We start from the raw sequence: 23,039 nt of genomic DNA, 5'->3' as shown, positions 1-23,039 counted from the left end.
ACGTCACACTACCGTCCTGCCTCGCTTTCACAGATAGGCCCGCGCGTACAGCAGCGCGAGTTCGGCGAGCTCTCCGTCGGGTTTCAGCCCGCCCGCCGGGGCGCCCCTGGTGCGCCGGGTCGCGACCCGGCACCACTCCAGCAGCGGACCGCGCAGCACATCGGTCGCGCCGTCCGGGCCGAAGGCGTACGCCGTGCCGTCACCCGCCGTCAGCTCCAGCCGCAGGGTGCGGTCCCCTGGTGGGCGCACCCGGGCGCGGGCCAGGGCGTAGCGCAGGGTGGCGTGGCCGAGGGCGGCGATGTGGCGCAGCCGGGGCGTCTCGGGCGCGGCGAGCCCCAGCGCGTCCCGGATGTCCAGCCCGTGCGCCCAAGTCTCCATGATCCTGGCGGTGGCGAACACCTCGGTGGTCATGCCGAAGCCCCAGGCCACGCGGTCGCCGGGGGCGCGTTCCGCCATCAGCAGCCGGGTCTTCGTACCGGCGCGGTCCCACCAGACGGTCAGCTCGCCGGGCGACAGTCCGTCACCGCGGCGGCATCCGGCGGCGGTGAAGTCCTCGGCGGTCGGATACGCGGGGACGGCCGTGGCGAACGCGCGCGGGCCGCCCGCCAGGGTGTCGCGGGCCACCTCCTCGGTGTCGGCCAGATGGGACACCTGGTCGGCCACGGTCCAGCCGTCCGCCGCCGAGTCGCGGCGCCAGGCGGCATCGTCGAGGGACCGCACCAGCGCGCCGAACTCCCGCTGCTCCTCGGCGAGATCGGCCAGCTCCTCGCGTACCGGGGTCACAGGATCGCCACCGTGCCCGCCGAGCCGTCCACCGCGACCGGGCCGCCCGCGGCCAGCCGCTCCAGCGCCGCCGCGCCGACCCCGGTCACACAGGGCACCCCGAGTTCGCGGGCGACGATGGCGGCGTGGCACAGCATTCCGCCCTCGGCGGTGACCAGGGCGGCGGCCTCGGCCATCAGCGGTACCCAGTCCGGGTCGGTCTGCTCGGCGAGCAGCACCGCGCCCGGTTCCCAGCGGGGGTCGTCGATGTCCCGCAGCCGCAGCGCGCGGGCGGTGGCCGCCCCGGCGGAGGCCGCGATGCCCACCACGACCTTCGCGTCCGCGTCGGCCGCAGGCCCCGGGGACTCCCCCAGCGCGGTGGTCATCGGACGGAACTGGAGCCACACCAGACCGCTGTCGAGCAGGGCGAATTCCAGATCGGCGGGCACACCGAGCGCGTCCTGCACCGCGATGCACGCCGCGCCGACCGGCAGCCCGCCGCTCACCAGCGGCTCCGGCTCCGAGCCCCCGGCGCGCCCCCCGGGCGTCCACTCCTCCCAGGCAGGGGTGACGGCACCGGAGACCAGGGCGTCGCCGCTGCCGCGCACCCACTCCAGCCGCCCCCGGCCCGTCGCCCGGCCCAGCCACAGACCGCTGCGCACCGGGGTGCGGAAGGGCTGGAGCAGCACCGCCATCCCGACGTCGAGCGCCGGTCCGGCGTCGGTGCGCTCCCGGTACGCGGCGACCCGGTCGCTGCGCGCGGAGTCCCGTACGGCGGTGATGGCGGCGGCCAGCGCGTCGGCGGGCACGTCGAGTTCGCTGCGGAACATGCCCGCGTAGCTGAGCGCCGCGCCGTCCTCGACCGTGGCCGAGCTGCGCACCGCCCAGCGCGGGGCGACCGCCGCGAGCCGGGCGAGGTCGTCGGCGCCGGGCTCGGCGCCGACCGGCACCACCCAGGTGTCGGGGACGGTCACCCCGGCGCGCAGCAGCGCGGCGAGCCCCACGGCCTTGCCGCCGACCGCGGTCCGGTCGCCGTCGCCGAGTTCGCCGGTGAGCCGCAGTACGGTGGCCGCGCCGCTCATGGGGACGCCCCCGCCCGTTCCTCGGCCTCCCGCTCGATGCCCAGCGAGAGCAGCAGATCGCGGTGCAGCTCCATCCAGACGTCGTGGTACGAGTCGCACATGACGCCGGTGAACGCCTTGTGGTCGCCGTCGCGCAGCCGGGCCAGGGCGGCGGTGAGCCGGTCGGCGTACGCCCCGAACCGGGGCCGTACGGCGGCGAGTCGGCCGGTCACCTCGATCGCCTCGTCGTGCACGGCGCCGAGTTCGGCCACCCGCGCCTGGTCGTAGTCGCTGTCGGTGTGGTCGTTGGTGGCGCCGTCGCGGAGCTGCCAGCGGGTGCACAGCTCCTTGAACCGGTCGTTCACCGGCAGGAAGCGCTCATATCCCGGTCGCAGCCGGTCCCGGCCGTCGCCGGCCAGATCGTCGGCGAGCAGCGCGCCGTGCCGTTCGCGGCCCTCGGCCGTGATGCGCCACAGCCCGCGCCGCTCCATATGGGTGGCGAGCCCGTCGGCCCGCAGCTTCTCCAGTTCGGCGAGGACGTCGTCGCGGTCGTGCCCGGCGCCCGCCACCAGCGGGTCGGCGGTCGCCATGCCCTTGATGGCCAGGGTGTGCAGGACGTCGAAGGCGGCGCTGTCGGGAAGCACGGTCTCTCCCGTCGTCATGTCGTGGTGGCGTCGGCGCGCAGCTCGTCGAGGAGTCCGACGAGGTCGCCGACGGTCGTGATGCCGGCGGCCTTGGGGTTGTCGACCAGCGCCACGCCGAAGCGTTCCTCCAGGGCCAGCAGGATCTCCAGCGTGGCCAGCGAGTCGATCTCCAGGTCCTGGATGATGCGGTCGGTCGGCCGCAGATCCCGCTGGACCCGCTTGACCTGGGCGTAGACCTCCTCCAACGCGGTCAGGGTCTCGGAATTCGCGGATGTCCGGGCGGAGTCAGGAAGGGTCAAGGATGGTCACCTCTCCGGTACTGCCGTTGATGGAGACGGCCGTGCCCGCAGGCAGCGAGGCCGCGCCGGGATAGCCCACGACGCACGGAATCCCGTACTCGCGGGAAAGGATCGCGATGTGTGACAGATCGCTGCCGCGCTCGCTGAGCACGCCCTCGGCGAAGGGCAGCAGCGGTGCGATGTCCGCGTCGGCGGACGAGCAGACGATGATGACGGGCTCGTCGGGCAGATCGCCCTCGGGGGTCATCACGGTGCCGGTGCCGATGCCGGGCGCCACCCCGCGCAGCCCCTGCGGCCTCTGGCTCAGCCACGGCCGGATCACGCCGTCGTCGCCGGTCAGGTCGAGGTGTTCGGGCATCGGGGTGGCGAGGGCGGCCCGGCACGCCTCGATCCGCGGCCGGGCCCGCTCGATCAGCCCCGGCCGGGTGGCCAGCTCGGTGAACTCCCGGATCGTCAGATACGGCCACAGCTCGGCGTCGCCGCCCAGCTGCTCCGCCAGCGCGGGCAGCAGCCGCCGGTAGACGTGCAGGGTGCGCATCGCGAGTGACTTGGAGTGCTCGCGCCCGGCCATCATCTCGCCGACCGCGACCGCCAGCGACCGTACGGTGCGGCTGCGCCACGGCGAGACCATCCCGGCCAGCGCCTCGGCCGGGTCGATCGGCGCCACGGACGCCTCGCCGCTGCCGCCCGCGACCTGCTTGTGCCGCACCGCGTAGTCCTGCCAGGGCGCCTGGTCGTCGGCGACCTCGTAGAAGGAGGACGCCAGGAAGTCGCCCGGGCCGAACGGGTCCAGCGTGGACGCCGCGGTGTGCAGCCGGTCCCAGACCAGTTCGCGCGGCCGGGTCAGCCAGTGGGCGATCTCCTTGCCGTGCCGCAGCAGCTTGCCGTAGACGCGCCGCTGGAGCGCGCTGACCGGCACCAGACCTGAGGTGGTCAGGATGTGCACCGCCCACGCCTCTTCGAGGACGGGCAGCGCGTCGCGCAGCACCCCGGCCAGCGCGATGGGGCTGGCCGTGGTGGTCGCGGCGCGCAGCCCCCACTCCAGCTCGGCGACCCGCTCCTCCAGGGCGCGCAGCCGCGGCCCGGCGTCGCGCAGCTCGCCCAGCAGCTTGGCGCTGCCCGCGACCTGGCGGACCCGGCCCGAGCGCAGCGCGGTCAGCTCCTCCGGGGAGTCGATGCCCTCGAAGTAGGCGTCGGTGACATCGCTCGGCTGAAGTCCCGGGATGGAGGCGGACAGCTGACAGTAGGCGGCCAGGTTGTGGTACGGGCGGCAGCCGAAGTAGCCGACGAAGACGTAGTGGCCGCCCTCGGCCCAGGCCGGGCGGCCCCACAGCCGCCGGGCCATGGCGCGGGTGCCGCGCTCCATCGGGTCGCCCACCAGCGACCAGGACATGGGCGAGAGCCGCTGCGGGGCGACCTCGCCGAAGTTGCCCGCCGAGTAGACGCGGAAGTAGGGGTGCGGATCGGTGTCGACGGACACCGGCCGCTCGGTCGGCTGATCGGCGGCCTGCTCGGTTGCGGTCAGTTGCTCGGTCATACGAGGGCCCTCCTCTCCGTACCGCCGCGCAGCGCCTCACCGGTGGCCCCCAGGTAGTCGGGGTCGGGCACGGGCCAGGGCTCGGGGATCTCCTTGAGGACATCGACGTCGAGGTCGAACCAGGGCTCGGTGTACTCGGTCAGCTCCTTCGGAGCGCCGACCCGTTCGCCGACCAGGCGGGTGAACCGGCCGAGCGGCCCCGCCTCGACGATCTTCGGCACCACGCCCCAGGGGCGGCACACCTCGGTGAACACCTCGCCGAGGGTGGGCAGCGCCGGGTCGAACCACGTCCAGGTGGCCCGGCCGATCGGCTCGTGGAGCGCCTTCAGCACGATCTGCGCGGCGGAGGAGGCGTCGGTGATCCAGCACGGGAACTCCCCGCGCCGGGCCAGGTGCACCGGATATCCGGCGAGCAGATGCGGGAAGACCATCGGCAGCCCGTGCCGGGTGTCGGGCCGTCCGCCGCGCGGATCGGGGCCGAGCACCGGGCCGAAGCGTACGACGCCGACGGGCAGTTCGGGGGTGTCCCTGACCAGCCGCTCCGCGCAGTACTTGCCGTACTCGTACCAGTTGCGGAAGCGCTGGCCGGTGTACAGCTCGCGGTTGGTGATCCGGCCCTTGGCGCGGCCGAGCGCCAGCAGCGAGGAGATGTGCACGGCCTGCCGCAGCGCGGGCAGCTCGCGCAGGAACGCCAGCGCCTGGCGCATCCCGGAGCTGTGGGTCTCCAGCACCTCACCGGGGCCCGACGTCCAGGACACCGAGCCGAAGCAGAGCACCACATGGGTGGTCTCCTCCCGCACCCGGGCCAGATCGGCGGAGGACAGCCCGAGGCGTGGCATCCGTACGTCGCCGCGGACGCCCTCACCGACGGCGGTGCGGCCGCTGCGGGAGAGCACCCGGACGGTGGCGCCGTCGCGCTCGCATGCCTGCGCCACGGCGGTTCCCAGGAATCCGGAGCCGCCCAGGATCAGCACGTTCATGCCGGAATCGGTCATGCCAGGAACCTCGACAATCCGCTGTCGGCGGGGGCCAGGGGACGCTTCGGCGCCGGGAGGTCGAACAGCAGCCGGGCCAGCAGTTCGGTGGAGGGTTCGGGCAGCGGCCCGTCCACCAGACCGGCAAGACGGCCCCGCTCCATCACCCGGTCGAGCCCGATGTAGCGCAGTCCGGTGAGGCTGTTGCGCCACGCCTGGGACAGCGGCAGGAAGCGTTCGGCGTTGGCGGAGAGCCACAGCACCTGTTCGGCGGAGGCCGGGACCAGCCGCAGCCACTTGCCGAAGTGCAGTGGCGCGAGGGAGCGCGCCACCTCCAGCAGGCCGCGGATCGACGGGGCCCGCTCCCCCGCGGACAGATGAGTGATGACGGGCTCGGGGCGCGGTCCGGCGCGGTGCAGCCCGGCCAGCGCGTCCAGCAGGGTGCCCGCCGCCAGGTCGCGCGGCAGGACGTCGACCCGGGCGCCGCGCATGGCGGGCAGTATCCGGCCGGGCAGCTCGTCCCACCGTTCGGCCAGCAGATACAGCGAGTTGCGCTTGCGGGTGGCGCCGGTCTTCGAGTCGCCGAGCAGGGCGGCGACCCGGCTGATGAGGACATCGGGTTCGCCGGGGCCGTGCCGCCGCGTCAGCTCCTGTTCGGCCAGCCACTTGCTGTGCTCGTACGCGGTGCGGTGGCGGTCGGGGGCGAGCGGGGTCTCTGCGATCCGGCCGAGGGTGCCGCCCGCGACGAAGATCGAGGAGGCGTAGCCGTACACCACCCGGCGGCCGGAGCGCCGCTGGAGTTCGCGGGCGACGTCGTAGCCGTTGCGGGCGCCGAGCACGTTGACGGCGTACAGATCGCGGCCGCTGCCCGCCCAGTTGGTGTCCCCGGCGAGGTTGACGACGGCGTCGACGTCCTCGGCCAGTTCGTCCAGCTCGGCGTCGGTGAGACCCCACAGCGGTTCGCGTACGTCGCCGCCGACCCGGGCGTCGGCGAGCGAGGGGAACAGCCGCTCGAAGGGGACCTGTCCGGGGCGGGTACGGCGCACCAGCGGCACGATCCCGACCCCGCGCCGCGGGGCGATCCCGGCGACCGCGGTGCCGAGTTGTCCGGTGACTCCGGTCAGCAGCAGTTTCATCCGAGATCGACACCCTCGTCGTAGGCGGCGGTGTCGGGCACCAGTCCCCCGGCGACCAGCTCCCACATCATCTCGTCGGTGCCTCCGCCGAGCCGGGCCAGCCGGGAGTCGCGCCACATGCGGGCGAGCGGCGTCTCGTCCTCCAGATAGCCGGGGCCGCCGAACAGGTGCATGCACTCGCTCATCACCTCTTCGACGAACCGCGCCGCCGTGGTCTTGAGGGCCGCGACCTCGCGGGTCCCGCACGCGCCGGGGACGGCCACGCCCTGGGCGGCGGTGTAGACGGCGTAGCGCAGGGCGATCAGCCGGGACGACAGCTCGGCCAGCCGGAGCCGCAGCGCCTGTTGTTCGATGAGCGGCTTGCCGAACTGCTTGCGGCGCTGGAGGTGCGCGGTGGCCAGCCCGATGGCGCGGGCCGCGCCGCCGACAGCCTGGGCGGCGATGGAGAGCCGTTCGTGGTTCAGCCCCCAGGTGGCGGCGAGCAGCCCGCCGCCGCGCCGCCCGACCAGGGCCTCGTCGGGCACTTCGGCGTCGATGACCATCCAGGTGGTGTCCAGCGCTGAGGTGCCCGCCTTGTCGAGCCGCTTGCGGGGGGTGAGCCCGTCACGCGGTACGGCGAGCAGCCCGAGGCGGCCGTCGACAGGGCCCGAGCCCTCGTCCAGTCGGCACAGCAGGAGGGCGACGTCGCAGACCAGGCCGAGCGACAGATACTTCTTCTCGCCGGTGACCCGCCAGCCGTCGGATGTCCTGCGGGCGACCGTCCGCACCCCGTTGAGGTCGGAGCCGCCGGTGGGTTCGGAGGCGCCGAGACAGCCCACCAGCCGCCCCTCCAGCGCCCCGGCCCGGTACTCGGCGAGCAGCGGGGAGTCCCCGAACCGGGTGAGGACGGACAGGACCGTCTCGCAGTGCAGGCTGAGCCCGACCGACAGGCTGGCGTGCCCGAGCCGCCCGCTCTCCTCGGCGATGATCACGCCGAGTCCTGGGTCGCCGTACGGGTCGGCCGGGGACGCGTCGCGCCAGCGCTCCTCGAACAGCCCGGCGAGGCCGAGTTCGGCCAGCGCTTCGCGCGGGAACAGCCCCTCGGCCTCGGCCTGTCCCGCGACCGGTTCGAAGGTCCGCCGCAGCAGCTCGGCGACGCGCTTGCGGGTGTCCTCCACCCGCTCGCCGAACGGCCCGGCCGTGAAGAGGCGGGCGGTCTGCCCCGCCGGTGCGGTCTGCTCCGCCGGTGCGGCCACAACACTCACGAGTCGTTACGCTCCTTCAGTTCACCCGCCACGTAGGACAGCCACAGCGAACGGCGGCGGGGCTTGCGGCTGGAGGTCAGGGGGATGGTGCCGCGCTTGACGTACAGCACCCGGGCACGGGCCGCGTCGCCGGTGAACGCCGCGATGACGGACAGCGCGTCGTCCAGCCGGTCGCCCAGCGGGCGTTCGGTGACCAGCAGCACGGTCGGCTCGCCCCCGGTGACCCCGGCGACGACGGTCGCGTGGCGCCGGGAGACGGCGCCGGAGGCGATGAGTTCGAGTTCGATGTCCTCGACGAAGACGTTCTGGCCGTTGACCTTCACGCTGTCGCCGAGCCGTCCGATGACGTACAGCTCGCCGTCCAGCACGAATCCGGCGTCGCCGGTGCAGAGCCTGCCGTCGTGCAGCTTGGCCGCGTCGTCGGGGCCGGGGTCGGCGTAGCCGTCGGCGACCGAGGGGCCCTCGACGTAGATCTCGCCGAGCACCCCTTCGGGCTGCGGGGCGCCGTCCTCGTCCAGGATCTCCACGCGCGCGGTCTCCAGCGGCGGACCGCAACTGACCTGCCAGGTCCAGGGTTCGGCGACCGGGACGGTGGACAGTTCGACGACCTCGCTGACGTCCAGCTTCTCGCCGAGCCGCCGTTCCAGACCGCCCGCCCGCACCATCCGGGGCACGTGGTGCTTGCTCACCCCGGTCACCGCGAGGGTGCCCTCGGCCAGCCCGTACGCGGGCATCAGCGCCCGTACGTCGAAGCCGTGCGGGCCGAGCAGCGCGGCGAAGCGGGCCAGGACGGCGGGGTCGATCCGCTCGGCGCCGCTGACCACGGCGGTCAGCGGGGAGAAGTCCAGCCCTTCGAGGTCGTCGGGGCGGACGGCGGACAGCACCCGCTCGAAGCCGAAGTTGGGCATGCACATGTTGGAGTACGGGGTGCTGCCGTACTCGGCGATCCAGCCGCGGGTGTCCCGGATGAACTGCTCGGGCCGCATCAGCGCGTGCTCCACCTGGAGGGTCAGCGCGCCCAGCAGCCCGCCGACCAGGCCCATGTCGTGGTAGAGCGGCAGCCAGGTGACCGCGCCGTAGCCCACCGGGTTCATCCACCCCTGGATCATGCGCAGGTTGGTGGCCAGGTTGGCCATCGAGATGCGCAGCCCGCGCGGTGAGCCGCGGGAGCCCGAGGTGAACTGGAGCACCGCGAGCTCGCCCCAGGCGCGCGGCGCCTCCTCGGGGCGGTCGGCGTAACGCGGCGCCAGCACCTCGGTGCCGCCGCCGAGCCGGGCCACGTTCTCCGCGACCACGTCGTGGTAGCGCGGGTCGGCGATGGCGTGGCGCGGGTGGATGCGGGCGGTGATGGCCTTCAGCTGGTTCTGGTAGCCCTCGCCGCCGCGCAGCGCGAGCGGCAGGGGCAGCACGGAGGGGGTGGCGCCGATGGCGAGCAGCCCGAAGAACTGCGTGACGAAGTCCTCCCCGCCCGGCAGCACCAGCGGCACCACATCGCCGGGCCGCACGCCCGCGTCGGCGAGCGCGGCGCCCGCGCCCAGGGTGCGCCGGGCCAGCTCCCCGTAGGTGAGCCGCTGCCAGGAGCCGTCGTCCAGCCGGAACCGCATCCCGCGCTCGTCCGACGGGTCGTCCAGCCAGCCGAACACGCGGTCGTGGTCGGGCGTCCTACGCTGCGCCATGGTGGCCTTCCCCCTGCTCTTCGGTCGGCCGGGCATTCGGCCCGGGCTCGGTGGTCCGGTCGCGCAGCAGCCGGGCCAGCTCCAGGCGCTGCACCTTGGCGGTAGCGGTGCGCGGCAGTTCGTCCAGGCTCAGCTGCACCGGCGGGCGCATCGCGGGCAGTTGTCCGGCGGCCTTCCGCCACTGGACGAGGTCCAGCGGCCCGCCGTCCCTGGTCACCACGACCGGGGTCGGCGCGCCCTCCTCACCGGGGACGACCACGACCTCCAGGAGGCTGTCGAGCCGCGACATCAGCTGGTCCTCGGCCTCCAGCGCGCTGCCGAAGCCGGGGATGACGTCGACCTCGCGGTCGGAGACGTGCAGACAGCCCCAGCGGGTGCGGTAGCCGACGTCGCCCATCCGCCACCAGCCGTCGTCCAGCTGGCGCTGGAAGCGGGCGTCCTCGCCGAAGTAGGTGAGCGCCCGGCCGTCGGAGCGGACCTCGATGAAGCCGGGGTCGCCGGGCCCTGGGGTGCGGCCGTTGCGGTCGACCACCCGGACCGCCGTCATCCCGGGGAACGGGAAGCCGACGCAGCGCCCGTCTGCGGACATCGCGCGCCGCCGGGAGGTGGCCCGGCCGACGGTGGGCCCGACCTCGCTCTGCCCGTACAGCTGGAGGTGGAACGGGCGCCGGCGCCGGGAGGCGCCGAGGATCTTCCTTACGGTCCGCGGGTGGATGGCGTCGAACGTGCTGCTCAGGGCAACGACGTTGGACAGCGGGCCGCGCGGGTCGTCCGCCAGCGGCTCCCACTCCACGAACGTGTTGGGGTGGGCCTCCAGCACCCCGGGCTTGACCTCGGCGAAGATGTCGGCGATCCGCTCGGGCGTGGCGTCCTTGGTGATGACGATCGGGAAGCCGCGCTCCAGCGCGATGGCGAGCGCGGTCACCAGCCGCGAGTGCACGAACGACACCCGGACGGCGAGGGTTTCGCGGCCGCGTATCAGCAGCCGCGCGCCGAGCGCCTGCGGGCGGTAGCGGGCGCGCAGCGAACGGGCGGTGTGCACGACGAGCTTGGGGATGTCGGTGGTGCCTGAGGTGTGGGTGAGCAGCGCGGGACGCCGGGTCCTGGTGCGGGTGAACGGGCGCAGCCGCACGTCCGGGTCCCGCCGCAGCGCGGTGGTGCCCTCGGCCTCGCCGGTCACCAGGAACACCCGCTTGCAGCGCTTGGTCACATCCGGCGGCAGCTCGCCGACGAGCTTCTTCTCATCGGTGATGAGGTGCGGCCAGTCGCAGCGGTTCAGCAGTTCGGCGACGACCTCGCCGGTGAGGCTGGGCGAGAGGGCGACGGGGACCGCGCCGAGGCGGGCGACGGCGCAGGTGAGCAGGAAGATGTCGAAGCCGTCCTCTTTGTAGACGGCGACCTTGTCGCCCGGACGCACCCGCAGATCACTCAGCGCGGACGCCATTTCGGCGACGAGATTCGCGCAGGCGTAGGCGGTGAGGTCGCTGCCCAGCTCCGGTGCGATGTCGAGTTCGTGGTCGAGGGTGATTTTCTGGTACGGGCTCTTCTTGGCGGCACCGTCGAAGAAGGAGCCCAGGAACAGTCCCCTGTTCCCGATGCGTTGCAGGATCACGGTGGGGGTCACCCCTCGCCATCAGGAGGCGGATTCGAGTGCGGCCTTGATACGGGCGAGCGACTGCCGCATATCGCCGTCGATTTTGTCCGACCAGTCGTCGAGGAACTTCTTCACCTCGGCGTCGCTCATGCCGTGGAGAATTCCCCGCATGCCTTCGGTCAGTTCGCCCATCCAGAAGGCGTGGGTCAGCGTGCTGCCGTCCGCCGTGGGCTCGACCGTGAACGACCATACGCTCTCCTGGGCGCGGCCGTCCTTGGTGCGCATGGCCCAGCTGAACACGCGCGGGGCGACGGATTCCACGACCTCGCACTGTGTGGTCCAGTCGCCGCGCACCACAGGCGCCCAGCCGACCACGTCCGGCTCCCGGTGATTGCGCGCGGTGAAGACGGAACCGACCGCCGCCGGTTCTCCTTCGGTCCACTCCCCGCCCAGGCATTCGGGACTCCAGTCACCGCTGCGGGGGAGGTCGCTGACATGCGCGAAGACGGCGGCGGGAGACGCGCGGATATCGGTCGCGGCGGCCACGCGGAACGTTTCCGTGGAAGTCATGGATCAGCACCCCTCTATCGGGCGGCCAGAAAATTCAGCGTCTGCTCGGTCGTGTGGATCGCCGCGCAGCAGTGTGCGGCGTAGTCCAGCGCGGAGCGGTGGTGTCCGGCGGTGAAATCGGCGAGGGCGTCCGCCACCAGGAACGGCTGGATGTCCGAGCTGAAGGCGTCGACCGCGGTCATCAGACAGCCGACATGGGCGTAGACCCCGCACACGATCAATTGGTCGCGGCCGGACCTCTGCATCAGATCACGGAGTTCGGAGCGGACGAAAGCGCTGTAACGCCATTTCGTCAGTACCGTGTCCCCGTCCGCCGGCCGCAGCGGTTCCACGATTCCGGTGTCCCGCTCGTCCGCGGACATCCCGGGTCCCCAGAAGTCGTACAGCAGCCCGCGCTGGCCGCGGTCCATGTCGCCGGGCTGGGCCGAGTACACCACCGGCATGCCGAGCGCGGTGGCCCGCTCGCGCAGCGCGCGGGTGTTGGCCAGCAGCTCTCCGTACAGGGCGCTGCCCTGGTCGTAGGGCGCCAGGAAGTACGTCTGCATGTCGTGGAGGAAGAGGACGGCGCGCTCCGGGTCGGGCCGCCAGTCGACCTGGTTCTTCGGCAGATCGGCCGCGGTCGGCATCGGATAGGGCGCGATGAGGGGAATTCCCATGGCCTGTGCTCACACCCCCAGAATCGCGCCGCCGTCGACGCACAGGTCCTGCATGGTGATGTGCCTGGCCCGGTCGGAGGCGAGGAAGAGAACCGCGTCCGCGATGTCACCGGGTTCGGCGATCCGCCGCAGCGGGATTCCGGTCTTGTAGGTGGCCATGGAACCGTCGAGCGTGGTCTGCCGGTCGGATTCCGCGGACCACAGCGAACGCAGCATGTCGGTGTCGGTCGAACCGGGCGACACCACATTGCAGCGGATTCCGTATTCCGCCAGTTCCAGTCCGAGGGACTTGGTGTAGAGGGACGCGGCGGCCTTCGACGCGCCGTACGCCGCCATATGCACCCGGGGTATACGGCCCGCGTTGGAGGCGACGGTCACGATGGCGCCCTCACCGCGCTCCTTCATGCGCGAGGCGACGGCCCGGGAACAGTGGAATACGCCGTCCAGATTGATCGAGAAGATGGCCCGCCAGTCGAGGTCGGACATCTCCAGCGCCGATCCGGCCCGCATGACTCCGGCTGCGTTCACCAGCAGGTCCACGGCGCCGAGTTCGGTTTCGATCCGGTCGACGACCTCATTGATGCGCGCGCTGTTGGTCACATCGGCCGGAAAGGCGACGGCGGTCAGTCCGTCCACCGCCATCTTGTCCACCAGATCGTTCAGCCGCCCGGCGTCCTTGTCCACGGCGGCCACGACGGTTCCCTGTCCCGCGAGCGCCCGTGCGATGGCGGTTCCGATTCCGCCCGCCGCGCCGGTGACGAGCGCGACCCGGCACGCGATGTCGGGGATTTCCTTGTGCTCGGTCAATTCCTCACCTCCTGAGGGTATTCCGAGTCTACGGATTCCTATGCGCGAATCCAGGTGCGCATCAATTCGGCTGCCTGGTCGGGATTCAGGCGTGGATCGCACAGCGTCGTATAGCGCTCGGTCAACCGCTCGGCGCCGTCGACCTTTCCGCCGAGACATTCGGTGACATCCGATGCGGCGACTTCGAGATGGAGTCCTCCGGGGTGCTCCCCCGCCCTTTCCAGGACCCTCTTGCAGCGGATCGCCTCGTCCACGACGGCGCTGAGGTGACGGGTCTTCACCCTGCCCGCCGCGGCGCCCGCACGGACCGTGTTGCCGTGCATCGGATCGCTCAGCCACACCGTCCGGTGGCCCCGCGCCCGTACGGCGGCCACCAGTGGCGGCAGCAGTTCGGTGACGCGCTCCGCGCCCATCCGCGCGATCAGGGTGAGTCTGCCGGGTGTCCGGTCCGGGTCCAGCAGGGCGCACACCTCGGCGAGTCCGGCGGGGTCGGCGGAGGGGCCGAGCTTGAGCGCCACCGGGTTGGCCACCTGGGACAGCAGCCGCACATGGGCCGAGCCGGGCGCTCTGGTGCGGTCGCCGAGCCACGGCAGATGGGTGGAGCCGAGGATCCGCTGTCCGTCGTCGGCGCGGACCAGAGCGGCCTCGTAGTCGATGACCAGCGCGTCGTGGCTGGCCCAGGGGCCGTCAGGGAAGGCCCCGGTGCGGCGGTCCCGGTCACGGGTGAGGACACGTAACACCTCGGCGCTCGCCTCGTACGCCCGCACCATCCGCCGCGGATCGTGGACCCGCGCCGCGGCGGTGGGGGCCTCGCCGTTGACCATGTGGCCGCGGAAGGCGGGCAGCAGCACCCCGTCGACGTCCTCGAAGGGTTGGCTGCGCGGCTTGGCGAACTGCCCGCCGATGCGCCCGACCCGTAACACCGGCCCGTCGCCGCCGAGTTCATCGGCGAGGGCGTGCAGCACCGCCGTCTTGGCGCGGACGTGGTCGGCGCCGGTCTCCTCGAAGCTCTCCGCGCAGTCGCCGAGCTGCACCATCCGCGCGCCGCCGCCCGCCACCACCGCCAGCGCCCGGCGCAGCCTGGCCAGTTCGGCGGCGGTCACCAGGGCGGGCGCCGAGGCCAGGGCGGCGCGGCTGGCCGCGTAGTCCGGGTGGGTCCGCCACTCCGGCTGCTGGGCCGCCACTTCGGGCCCGGTGCGTCCGGGTGCGGCCCGGGTGCCGTCGCCGATCACCGCTCGGCGTCGCATTCGATCAGCTCGGCGGGGCGTCGCAGCGCCCAGCCGAGCAGATCGGCGAGGAGATCGGTGCCGTGCTCGGTCAGCACCGACTCCAGATGGAACTGGGTGGCGGCGAACCGCTCGCCGCGCACCGCGTGCACCTCGCCGGTGGCCGGGTCGCGGCACAGCTCGACGGTGCCGCGGACAAGTGGGGAATCCAGCCGTTCGGCGGTGTGGCGGGCGGCGTAGGAGTTGTAGAAGCCGACCGGCTCGGAGCGTCCGAAGAAGTCGATACGGCGCTGGGTGCCCTGGTTGGGGCGCTCCCGTGGGAAGAGTTCGAGCCCCAGCAGCGCGCACAGCACCTGGTGGCTGAGGCATTCGCCGACGAACGGGATGCCCTGCGCGAAGAGCCGTCCGATCAGCGCGGCGATGCCGCGCACCTTGGGGTCGTCGGTGGCCCGGGGGTCGCCGGGGCCCGGGCCCAGCACGACGCAGTCGTAGCCGTCCAGGTCCCCGGGGAGCACCGCGTCCCAGGGGCGGATGGTGGCGTCCGGGCCCAGCGAGCGGGTCTGGTGGCCGAGCATGCCGGTGAACATGTCCTCGGCGTCCACGATGAGCACCCGTCCGGCGTCCGGCCCCACCGTCCGCGCGGGCCCGGCGCCTGGCCCGGCCCCGCCGTCCTCCTTGCCCAGCCAGAACGCCGAGAGACCGGCGTTGCGCCGCTCCAGCGCGCTCAGCACCTCGGGGTCGTGGGCGAGTGGCGCGCCGCCGCCCGCGGGCCGGACCGCGGCCCCGGGCCCGGCGCTCCGGCGCTCAAGACCGGTGGCGGCCAGCAGCGCGTCCACCTTGGCCCAGGTCTCGGCGACCTCCGCGGCGGGACGGGAGTCCCGGACCAGGGTGGCGCCGACGTCGATGCGCAGGTCTCCTTCGCGGCCGATGTCGGCGGTGCGGATGAGGATCGCCGAGTCCAGGGTGGCCCGGCCGGTGGGGTCCCGGCCGAGGAGGGCCAGGGCGCCGCCGTAGTAGCCGCGTCCGCTCTCCTCGTGCCGGGCGATCACCCGGCAGGCGTTCTCCAGCGGGCTGCCGGTGATGGTCGGCGCGAACATCGTCTCGCGCAGCACCTCGCGGACGTCCCGCGACGTGGCGCCCTCCAGCAGGTATTCGGTGTGCGCGAGCTTGGCCATCTCGCGCAGATACGGGCCGCGGGCCCGGGCGCCGTGGTCGCAGACCCGGGCGAGCATCTTCAGCTCCTCGTCCACGACCATGAAGAGCTCGTCGGTCTCCTTCTGGTCGCCCAGGAACTCCAGCACCCCGTCCAGATCCGCGCCGGAGGGCGGATAGCGGTAGGTGCCGCTGATCGGGTTCATGCGCGCGGTGCCCGCGTCGACCTGTACGTGCAGCTCCGGCGACGCGCCGACGAAGGTGCGGTCACCGGTGTGCACCACGAAGGTCCAGTAGGCGCCGGACTCCATGGTCAGCAGCCGCCGGAAGACGGTCAGGGCGACCTCGGGCCGGTACTCGCCCAGGGTGGCCCGGAAGGACCGCCGGATGACGAAGTTGGAGCCCTCACCGGCGCGGATCTCCTGGTCGAGGATCTTCTCCACGACCTTCTCGTAGTCCTCGTCGCCGATGTCGAACCCACCGTCGCGCAGGGCGACTTCGGCGTCGGGCAGCAGATCCAGCGCCTCCTTCACCGGGAGGGCGGCGCGCCGCCGCGGGGTGAGCGCCACGATCGGTTCGCCGTCGTCGTTGCACGCGTAGCCGCGCTCGGTGACCTGGCGGAAGGGGATGACCGCCAGCACCTCGTCCGGTCCGCCGCCCCCGGCGCCCGCGTACGCGGGGCTGGGGGACGGCAGTTCGGCGAGCGTTCCCACCTCGGTCACCGGCCCGGTCAGCACCTCCACCTCGTGCCCGCCCGCGCCCGCTCTGCGCAGCAGGGCGAACGGGGGCGGGTCGGGCGCCATCAGCGCGTGAAGGAGATCCTGGGCGTCCGTGTCGCGGAGGCCCCTGACGTGATCGGTCGTCATGCCTGCCTTCCCTAGGCGCCGTACGAAAGGGATGGACGAACGGGGACGAATGGGGTGGTCGAACGGAAGGGACGGGGAGGGACGGGGCGAAGAGGCGAGCGGGGGTGGCGGCGGAGCGTCAGCCGGATGCCTGCCGGCTGGAGCGCTCCTCCAGCTCCGTCGCGAAGTCCTGCCACGCCCGGCTGCACTCGCGTGCGGCCGTGGCGATCAGCTCCACGCGGTGCGGCGGGACGTTGTCGCTGATCCGGGTCCACTCTTGCGGCCCCACCGTGCAGGCGTCCAGCAGCCGCAGCAACGTGCGGCCCGACTCGGAGAGCCGCAGCGAGGGGTCCTTGCGCAGATTGTGGATCAGTACGGAGAGGTCGGGGGCGCGGTCGGCGCCGTCGATCCGGGCCACCGCCTTGGGCCCCGTCGGGGCCGCGGTGGCGGCCGCCTTGGGCTCGCGGCGTACGGGTCCCACGGGGGCCTCACCGCGCCGCAGCCGGTCGCGGACGTCCCGCACGGTGGCGGCGCAGACCCCGGCCTCCCTGGCGACCTCGCGCAGCGAGACGCCGGGGCGCTCGGCGAGTATCCGGCCCGCCTCGATACGGCCCTCGGCGGCGTCGACCGGGCGCTCCCGGCCGTCGCGGCCGAGCCGGGTGCTCGACTGGGGAATTTCCCCACTCGCACGGCGGCGGATCGCGCCGACCGTCTTATGGGAAAGCCCGGTTACCGAGGCAATGGCTCGATCGGACCATTCAGGATGGGAGTTGATGATACGTTTCGCCGCGGCATTCCTGTCGGCCCGCGGCAAGGGAAGTCCATGCGAGACGTTTGCCTTGACCGCGAGGACAAACGCTTCTTCGTCATCGCACTCGCAGAAAATCGCCTCGATTTTACCCAGGCCGCGCAGGTCCGCGGCATGCACCCGATGCATCCCGTCGATGACATGCATCGTCCTGCGATTGACCAAAATGGGCGGCAGTTCGGCGTCCGAGTCGGCGAGAAGGCGCACATGCTCACTGTCCGCACCCGACAGCCGGGGCGAATCGAAGTGCGTTAACTCGCTCAGGGACACCATTTCCGTGGACGGCTGCGCCATGGTTTCGGCAGTGTCAGCCAGCAGCTGACCAGTCATATGCCTATCCCCCTGTGACAATCCGGTGCTTCATGGAAGACAGCGATGGACGAAGACATCAGGAGGCGTACTGCCCATGGAGGGCTGGGCGCCGGACGACAAGCCCAGCCACGTCGACGCGAAGGTGAAGTAATGACCGGCTCAAGGCCACCCCCGTGGACTTCCGCTTACCCCGTCTGTCTCATGGAACGCGAGCCTTCTGCCACTACCCGGATCGCCGACTCCCACACGTCGGCCGGTTCATCGGAGTTCATGACGGCAGATGTCGATAGGCTCGTCCCGGGGTCGACCGGGACCGTTAACAAACCGCAGTATTCACAGTTCGAGTTAACATCAATTCCAAGACGAAGCGACCGTAGCAGTCACCGCGCTGAGCACGCAACCAAAACGTGACGGACCGCTTTATGGTCAACTCGCGCTTTGCGAGGTATGCGAGGTGGGGATGGACCGAGGCCGTGAGGGTCGGGCGGTCGGACGGTCCGGAGAAGATCTAGCGCCGCAGCAGGGCGGGCAGTTGTCGATGTCCATTGGAGATGAAGGACTCCAGCGGACGAAGCTCGGCGGGCGGCACCGCGAGCGCAAGATCGGGAAAGCGTTCGAAGAGGACGCGCAACCCGATACGCCCTTCCAGCCGGGCCAGCTCCGCACCCAGGCAGAAGTGCGGGCCGTACCCGAACGACAGGTGCTCGCGGCGGGTCGCCCGGACGAGGTCGAAGTGACCGCCGCGCGTCCCGTGGATGCGCGGATCACGCCCCGCGGCGGCGTAGTTGATGACAATGGGGTCACCCTGACGGAACGTCAGCCCGCTCGCCGCGTCGTGGACGTCCTCGATCGGGAACCGCATGATGATGGAGGCGATCGGCGCCTGGTGGCGTAGCGTCTCCTCCACCACGTCCTCCCACGACGCCTGCCCGGAGCGCACCAGGGCGAGCTGGTCGGGGCGGGACAGGAGATTCACGATGGCGTGGTCGAGCAGATTGACCGTGGTCTCGTGGCCCGCGCCGATCAGCAGCAGCACGCTGTCCATCAGCTCCTGCTCGCTGAGCCGGGAGTCGGTCTCGTCGTCGTGTGCGGCGATCAGCATGCTCGTCACATCGTCGCCGGGAGCCTTCCGCTTGGTCTCCAGCAACCCGGTCAACAGCCGGTACAACGCACGGGAGTTGGCCTCCGCTTCCGCCTCCGACTGATCGGTCGCGAAAACCCCGGCGACCCCGGCGCGGAAGGAGTCGTGCAATTCGCCGGGGACGCCGAGGAGCGTGTTGACGACCATCAGCGGCAGCACCCAGGCGAACCGCGACCGCAGATCCACCGGCGCGCCGGGAGCGGCGGCCTCGGTGGCGTCCAGCCCGTCGAGCAGGGACCGGCTGATCTCCTCGATCCTCGGGGCCATGGCCCGCACCCGGCCGGGCGTGAACGCGGCGCCGATCAGCCGGCGCAGCCGGACGTGCTCCGGGCCGTACGCGGTCAGCGCGCTACGGACGTCCACCCACAGGCGGAGCGGCCACTTGGGCGGAATACGCTCCTCGATGTAGGCGTCGGACCAGTGCCGGTAGGCGTCCTTGGAAATCCGGTCGTCGGTGAGCAACCGCTTCACCAGAGCCGGATCCGTCACCGACCAGGCCACCACCCCGCCGGGCAGTTCCACCGGCGTCGCCGGGCCCCGCATCCGCAACCGGTCCGCCTCGGCGTGGATGTCACCGGCGGTGGGGTCGAGGCGGAAGGGGCAACCGGAAGTCAGCTCGGCAGTCATGGAGAGAGATTCTCGCCCTCTTACTCCGGGAGGGAACAGATGAAGGATGCACAAAAGAGCGAAACTTCCGCCCCCTCCCCCTCATCCGCCGCATGAGAAAGAGCGCGCATCAGAGGGTTTTCCGATCACCGGCATCGCATATCCCGGCGGAATACCGAGGGGGCATGAAACTATCCGCGCCCCGGCCTTATGGAATTCCGGCCTCCGTCGCCGCGCCGTCCCCCGTGGACGCCTCGTCCCGGCCGGGCGCACCGTCCGCCTCTTGGGCCCGGCGGCGGGCCGCGATCACCACGTACACCAGTACCCCGGCGAACAAGAACAGCACGCCCTGGTACACCGCCGCGTACCCGGCCCCCGAGACCAGCCAGAAGGAGAAGCCGAAGCCCGCCAGCGCCAGCACCAGGTCCCAGACGAAGCGCCCGGTCCGCACCTCGTCGCGGCGCCCCGCCAGCAGGAAGTACAGCTGCGCACCGGCCGCCAGCAGATACGGGACCGTCGCCGAGAAGGTGGTGATCAGGACGAGGGTCGCGAAGACGCCGTTGGACCCGGAGGTGTAGTTGACCACGGTCAGGACCGACGCCAGGATCACGCCGACGAACACCCCGACCGTCGGCACCCCGCGCCGCTTGGCCGTGAACACCGCCGGGAAGAGCCCGTCCTTGGCGGCCGCGTACGGGGCCTGGGCGCTCATCAGGATCCAGCCGTTGAGCGCGCCGACGATGGACACCACGGCGGCCAGCGCGATCAGCGTCCCGCCCCACGAGCCGCCGAACATCGCGTCGACCGCGTCCGAGAAGGGCGCGGTGGAGTTCACCAGGTCCTTGTGGGCGACGGTGCCGAACACCGACACCGTGCCGAGCAGATAGACCACGGCCGCGCCGATCGTGCCGAGCACGCTCGCCCGCCCCACGTTCCGCTCCGGGTTCTCCATCTCGCCCGCGCTCATCGACGCCGACTCCACGCCCAGGTAGCTGTAGAGCAGGATCGCGGCCGCCGCCGACATCCCGCCGACCGCGCTGCCGCCGCCCGCGTTGAAGGGGCCCATGTTGGACGGGTCGAAGTAGAAGAGCCCGACGACCGCGACGAAGAGCAGGGGGACGAACTTCAGCACGGTCGACACCAGCTGGACGGCACCCACCCAGCGGGTCCCCGCGAGGTTCGCCAGGGCGGGCAGCCACAGCGCGAGCAGCGCGACGGCCAGGTCCATGCCCTTGGACTCGCGGCCGGGGACCAGCACATGGACGTAGCCGACCGCCGCCACCGCGAGCGCCGCGTTGCTGACCCAGGTCATCGTCCAGTACGACCACGCCGACAGGAAACCCGCGAAGTCGCCGAAGGCGGCGCGGGCGTGGACGTACGGACCGCCCGTGCTCGGGTCGCGCCGCGCGAGCCGTCCGAAGACGAGCGCGAGCGCGATGGCGCCGACCGTCAGGACGACGAAGGCGAGCAGGCTGAGGGTGCCGTACGGGGCGACGGAGGCGGGGAGCAGGAAGATGCCGCCGCCGATGATGTTGCCCATGACGAGGGCGGTCGCCGTGGGCAGGCCGAAGCGGCGCGTGTGGTGCTGGTCGAGCATGTGAACATCGTCATGGACGATGTACGGTGCACCAAATCACCGGGGTTTGTCCGGCAGGACGGGACCGGCGACCGGAAAAGGTACGGCGGCAGGGCCCGGAAGCCGGGATTTCTGCGCCAGACCCGGCGAGCCGTCAGACAAAGCGTCCTCCGCCGGGCCGCGCACCTCCAGCGCTTCCGGCACCTCTGCCAGCTCCGGCAGCTCCGGCACCTCCGGCCCGTCCGCCTCCCGCAGCCAGCGCCGCAGCACCGTGTGCACCCGCTCCGCGCCCACCAGCTCCTCCCCCGCCGCGACCGGTGCGGAGAGCTGGGCCGGCCACAGCAGGAACGGGTGGCCCTGCTCGCCGCCGAGCCCGCCGTGCGAGCCGATCTGCTCCTCGAACGCGTGCACCTCGCCGGTCGCCGCGTCATAGGCCGAGTTGACCATGATGTCGGGGGTGTTCCGGAAGTGCGCGGTCCGCCGTACGGCATCGGCGGCGCCGGGCCCGAAGGCCGTCAGTGGGCTGCTCTCGATCACCCGGCCGGTGTCGAGATGGTGCTCGGCGCCGTTCGCCCCCAGCACCACCGCGCCCTCCGTCTCGGAGCGTACGAGCAGGAAGCCGATCCCGGGGTGATCGGCGAGGGTGCGCAGCAGCGCGGGATGGCGCCGGTCGATGGCCTCGCGGCTCATCCGGCCGGGGACGTCGGGGAACGAGATCAGCCCCAGGTTCCCGGAGGCGAGCACGACGGGGCGGGAGCGCGCCTCGCCGTCCGCGCCGTCGTTCTCGTTGTCGGGCCCGGGCTCGGGCTCGGGCCGGTGCAGCGCCGCCCGCGCCGCCTCGCGTGCCTCCGCGCCGCTGGCCGTACGCCCGGCCGCCGTACGTCCCACCGGCTCCGGCAGCTCGCATCCGTCCCGTACCAGGTCCTCCAGCGTCAGCCCGTACGCCCCCGCGAAGGTGGCCCCCGGGCTCTGGCCGTGGTCGGACAGCAGCACGATCCGGTAGTCGCGCGGCGCCCGCTCCGCGACCTTGGCGATCAGCGCGATCGACCGGTCCAGGCGGGCCAGCACCTGCTGGGCGTCGCGGCTGCGCGGCCCGGAGTGGTGCGCGACCTCGTCGTACGCGACCAGGTCGGCGTAGATCGCGGTGCGGCCGGAGAGGATGTCCCCGCTCACCGCCGCCACCACCACGTCCCGCTCCACGACCGTCGCGAACGCCCGGATGAAGGGGTAGAGCCCGCCGCGCCCCACCCGGGGCGTCTCGCGGCGCAGCTTGGCGCGGGTGGACTGGCACAGCTCCCGGCACACCTCGGCCACGAACGAGGCCGCGGTGCGGGTGGCGTTGGCCGGGTCGGAGAAGTACGCGAAGTAGCCGCTGCGGGAGCGGTTGTGCTTGCTGCGCCGCGCCGCCACGGACAGGACGAGCGCCAGCTCGTCGGCACCCCCGGTGAACAGGTTGCCCCGGCTCGCCCCGTCCACCGTCAGCAGCCCGTCGTGCCCGGCGCGGGCGGCGGCGCGGCGCTGCAACACGGCCGCGCTCGTCGGCCGGTTGCTCACCATCACCTCCCCGCTCTTCTTCTCGTACCAGCGGAAGGCGGGCACGTCCTCGTTCGAGCCGTGCAGGATGCCGAGCTGGCTGGCGCCGGTCTGGCTGGACCAGTCGGTGCGCCACGGCGTGACGGTGTGGGTGCCGCCCACCCACGTGGACACCGTCTCCATGACGGGCGGCCTGTTGTCCCGCGGCCGCAGCGCGTCCCGCAGCACGGCGTGCCCGACCCCGTCGAGCTGGAGGAACACCGTCCCCGGCGGCCGCTCCCGGCCCCCGTCCTCGCCGCTGAGCCGTCTGGCCCGGTCCGCCAGCCGCGCCAGCCGCCGCCGGTACGCCCCGTCGTCCCGTACGGTCAGGAAGGTGCTCGTGGCCGACGACGCGGCCGACATCACCGCCGCGACCACCACGGCCGTCTCGGGCTCGACGGTGCCCCGCCCGTCCGGGATCAGGCTGATCGCGACCAGCAGCATCGAGCCGTTGAGCACGAACACCAGCAGCCCCAGCACCAACGCTGGCATCAGCAGCAACGCCCGTACCAGCAGCGGCCACACCAGCGCGCTCAGCACACCGAACGCACCGGCGCCGCTGGCGGCGGTGACCGCGATCCTCGTCGCGCTGTCGCCGTCAGCGGCCTGAAGGCGGAAATCGGGCAGGATGCCCGCGAGTGCCAGCATGGTGAGCGTCGACACCGCCCACACGGCCGTCACCCGGAGCAGGGCTCCCCCCACGGTCTTCCATCGGGGCTTCTGCACGCCGTGGCCTCACTTCGCACTCCGGTCCGCGCTGGCGCGCGGACCGATTCCCAGCGTTACACAGCGCGGGTGCGTCCCGGCGGGCACGAGGTTACGGGGAGCGAACCGTTCCGCT

At 72.3% G+C, this 23,039-nt stretch carries 19 protein-coding genes; all 19 read right to left on the bottom strand.

Features of this window, described 5'->3' with window-relative positions; translation table 11 throughout:
* Positions 1-27: 27 nt before the first annotated feature.
* On the bottom strand, positions 28-783 hold the full coding sequence (locus ACH4TL_RS06755) for a maleylpyruvate isomerase family mycothiol-dependent enzyme (RefSeq protein ID WP_398310853.1): 756 nt from the start codon (positions 781-783) through the stop codon (positions 28-30).
* Positions 780-1,844, bottom strand: coding sequence for a PEP-utilizing enzyme (locus ACH4TL_RS06750; protein WP_398310856.1), 1,065 nt, complete (start codon positions 1,842-1,844; stop codon positions 780-782). Before ACH4TL_RS06750 ends, ACH4TL_RS06755 begins: the two co-directional genes overlap by 4 nt.
* Positions 1,841-2,485 carry a transcriptional regulator gene (locus ACH4TL_RS06745; RefSeq protein WP_398310859.1) on the bottom strand — a complete coding sequence of 215 codons (645 nt, stop codon included), beginning with the start codon at positions 2,483-2,485 and terminating at the stop codon, positions 1,841-1,843. Before ACH4TL_RS06745 ends, ACH4TL_RS06750 begins: the two co-directional genes overlap by 4 nt.
* On the bottom strand, positions 2,482-2,766 hold the full coding sequence (locus ACH4TL_RS06740; RefSeq protein WP_398310862.1) for an acyl carrier protein: 285 nt from the start codon (positions 2,764-2,766) through the stop codon (positions 2,482-2,484). Before ACH4TL_RS06740 ends, ACH4TL_RS06745 begins: the two co-directional genes overlap by 4 nt.
* A complete protein-coding gene (locus tag ACH4TL_RS06735) occupies positions 2,753-4,303 on the bottom strand; it encodes a PEP-utilizing enzyme (protein WP_398310865.1) in 1,551 nt (516 codons plus the stop codon). Before ACH4TL_RS06735 ends, ACH4TL_RS06740 begins: the two co-directional genes overlap by 14 nt.
* On the bottom strand, positions 4,300-5,298 hold the full coding sequence (locus ACH4TL_RS06730) for an SDR family oxidoreductase (protein WP_398310868.1): 999 nt from the start codon (positions 5,296-5,298) through the stop codon (positions 4,300-4,302). The genes ACH4TL_RS06735 and ACH4TL_RS06730 overlap by 4 nt, the downstream gene beginning before the upstream one ends.
* Entirely contained in the window at positions 5,295-6,413 is a 1,119-nt protein-coding gene (locus ACH4TL_RS06725; protein ID WP_398310871.1) for an SDR family oxidoreductase, read from the bottom strand. Before ACH4TL_RS06725 ends, ACH4TL_RS06730 begins: the two co-directional genes overlap by 4 nt.
* On the bottom strand, positions 6,410-7,657 hold the full coding sequence (locus ACH4TL_RS06720) for an acyl-CoA dehydrogenase family protein (RefSeq protein ID WP_398310874.1): 1,248 nt from the start codon (positions 7,655-7,657) through the stop codon (positions 6,410-6,412). The genes ACH4TL_RS06725 and ACH4TL_RS06720 overlap by 4 nt, the downstream gene beginning before the upstream one ends.
* Positions 7,654-9,333 (bottom strand): AMP-binding protein, encoded by a 1,680-nt coding sequence (locus ACH4TL_RS06715; RefSeq protein ID WP_398310877.1) that lies wholly within the window; start codon positions 9,331-9,333, stop codon positions 7,654-7,656. Before ACH4TL_RS06715 ends, ACH4TL_RS06720 begins: the two co-directional genes overlap by 4 nt.
* Positions 9,320-10,957: a class I adenylate-forming enzyme family protein gene (locus tag ACH4TL_RS06710; protein ID WP_398310880.1), complete on the bottom strand. Its 1,638-nt coding sequence runs from the start codon at positions 10,955-10,957 to the stop codon at positions 9,320-9,322. Before ACH4TL_RS06710 ends, ACH4TL_RS06715 begins: the two co-directional genes overlap by 14 nt.
* Before the next feature lie 9 nt (positions 10,958-10,966).
* Entirely contained in the window at positions 10,967-11,497 is a 531-nt protein-coding gene (locus ACH4TL_RS06705) for an SRPBCC family protein (protein WP_398310883.1), read from the bottom strand.
* Between the two features lie 14 nt (positions 11,498-11,511).
* The gene (locus ACH4TL_RS06700; protein ID WP_398310886.1) at positions 11,512-12,153 is read right to left on the bottom strand and encodes an isochorismatase family protein; all 642 of its coding nucleotides are present in this window, start codon (positions 12,151-12,153) and stop codon (positions 11,512-11,514) included.
* Between the two features lie 9 nt (positions 12,154-12,162).
* On the bottom strand, positions 12,163-12,960 hold the full coding sequence (locus ACH4TL_RS06695) for a 2,3-dihydro-2,3-dihydroxybenzoate dehydrogenase (RefSeq protein ID WP_398310889.1): 798 nt from the start codon (positions 12,958-12,960) through the stop codon (positions 12,163-12,165).
* A gap of 38 nt (positions 12,961-12,998) precedes the next feature.
* Positions 12,999-14,207, bottom strand: coding sequence for a 3-deoxy-7-phosphoheptulonate synthase (locus tag ACH4TL_RS06690; RefSeq protein WP_398310892.1), 1,209 nt, complete (start codon positions 14,205-14,207; stop codon positions 12,999-13,001).
* A complete protein-coding gene (locus ACH4TL_RS06685; protein WP_398310895.1) occupies positions 14,189-16,204 on the bottom strand; it encodes an anthranilate synthase family protein in 2,016 nt (671 codons plus the stop codon). The genes ACH4TL_RS06690 and ACH4TL_RS06685 overlap by 19 nt, the downstream gene beginning before the upstream one ends.
* A 118-nt stretch (positions 16,205-16,322) precedes the next feature.
* Entirely contained in the window at positions 16,323-17,321 is a 999-nt protein-coding gene (locus ACH4TL_RS06680; protein WP_398310898.1) for a ParB/RepB/Spo0J family partition protein, read from the bottom strand.
* A gap of 490 nt (positions 17,322-17,811) precedes the next feature.
* Positions 17,812-19,071, bottom strand: a complete 1,260-nt coding sequence (locus ACH4TL_RS06675) for a cytochrome P450 (protein WP_398310901.1) — start codon at positions 19,069-19,071, stop codon at positions 17,812-17,814.
* Positions 19,072-19,258: 187 nt separating this feature from the next.
* A complete protein-coding gene (locus tag ACH4TL_RS06670) occupies positions 19,259-20,647 on the bottom strand; it encodes an amino acid permease (RefSeq protein WP_398310904.1) in 1,389 nt (462 codons plus the stop codon).
* 36 nt (positions 20,648-20,683) lie between these two features.
* Positions 20,684-22,924: a phage holin family protein gene (locus tag ACH4TL_RS06665; RefSeq protein WP_398310907.1), complete on the bottom strand. Its 2,241-nt coding sequence runs from the start codon at positions 22,922-22,924 to the stop codon at positions 20,684-20,686.
* Between the last annotated feature and the right edge of the window lie 115 nt (positions 22,925-23,039).

The organism is Streptomyces sp. NPDC021115 (assembly GCF_044333065.1).
Classification (GTDB): Bacteria; Actinomycetota; Actinomycetes; order Streptomycetales; family Streptomycetaceae; genus Streptomyces.
Note: the sequence above shows the minus strand (reverse complement) of the source record. Positions and strands in the feature narration are given on the sequence as shown.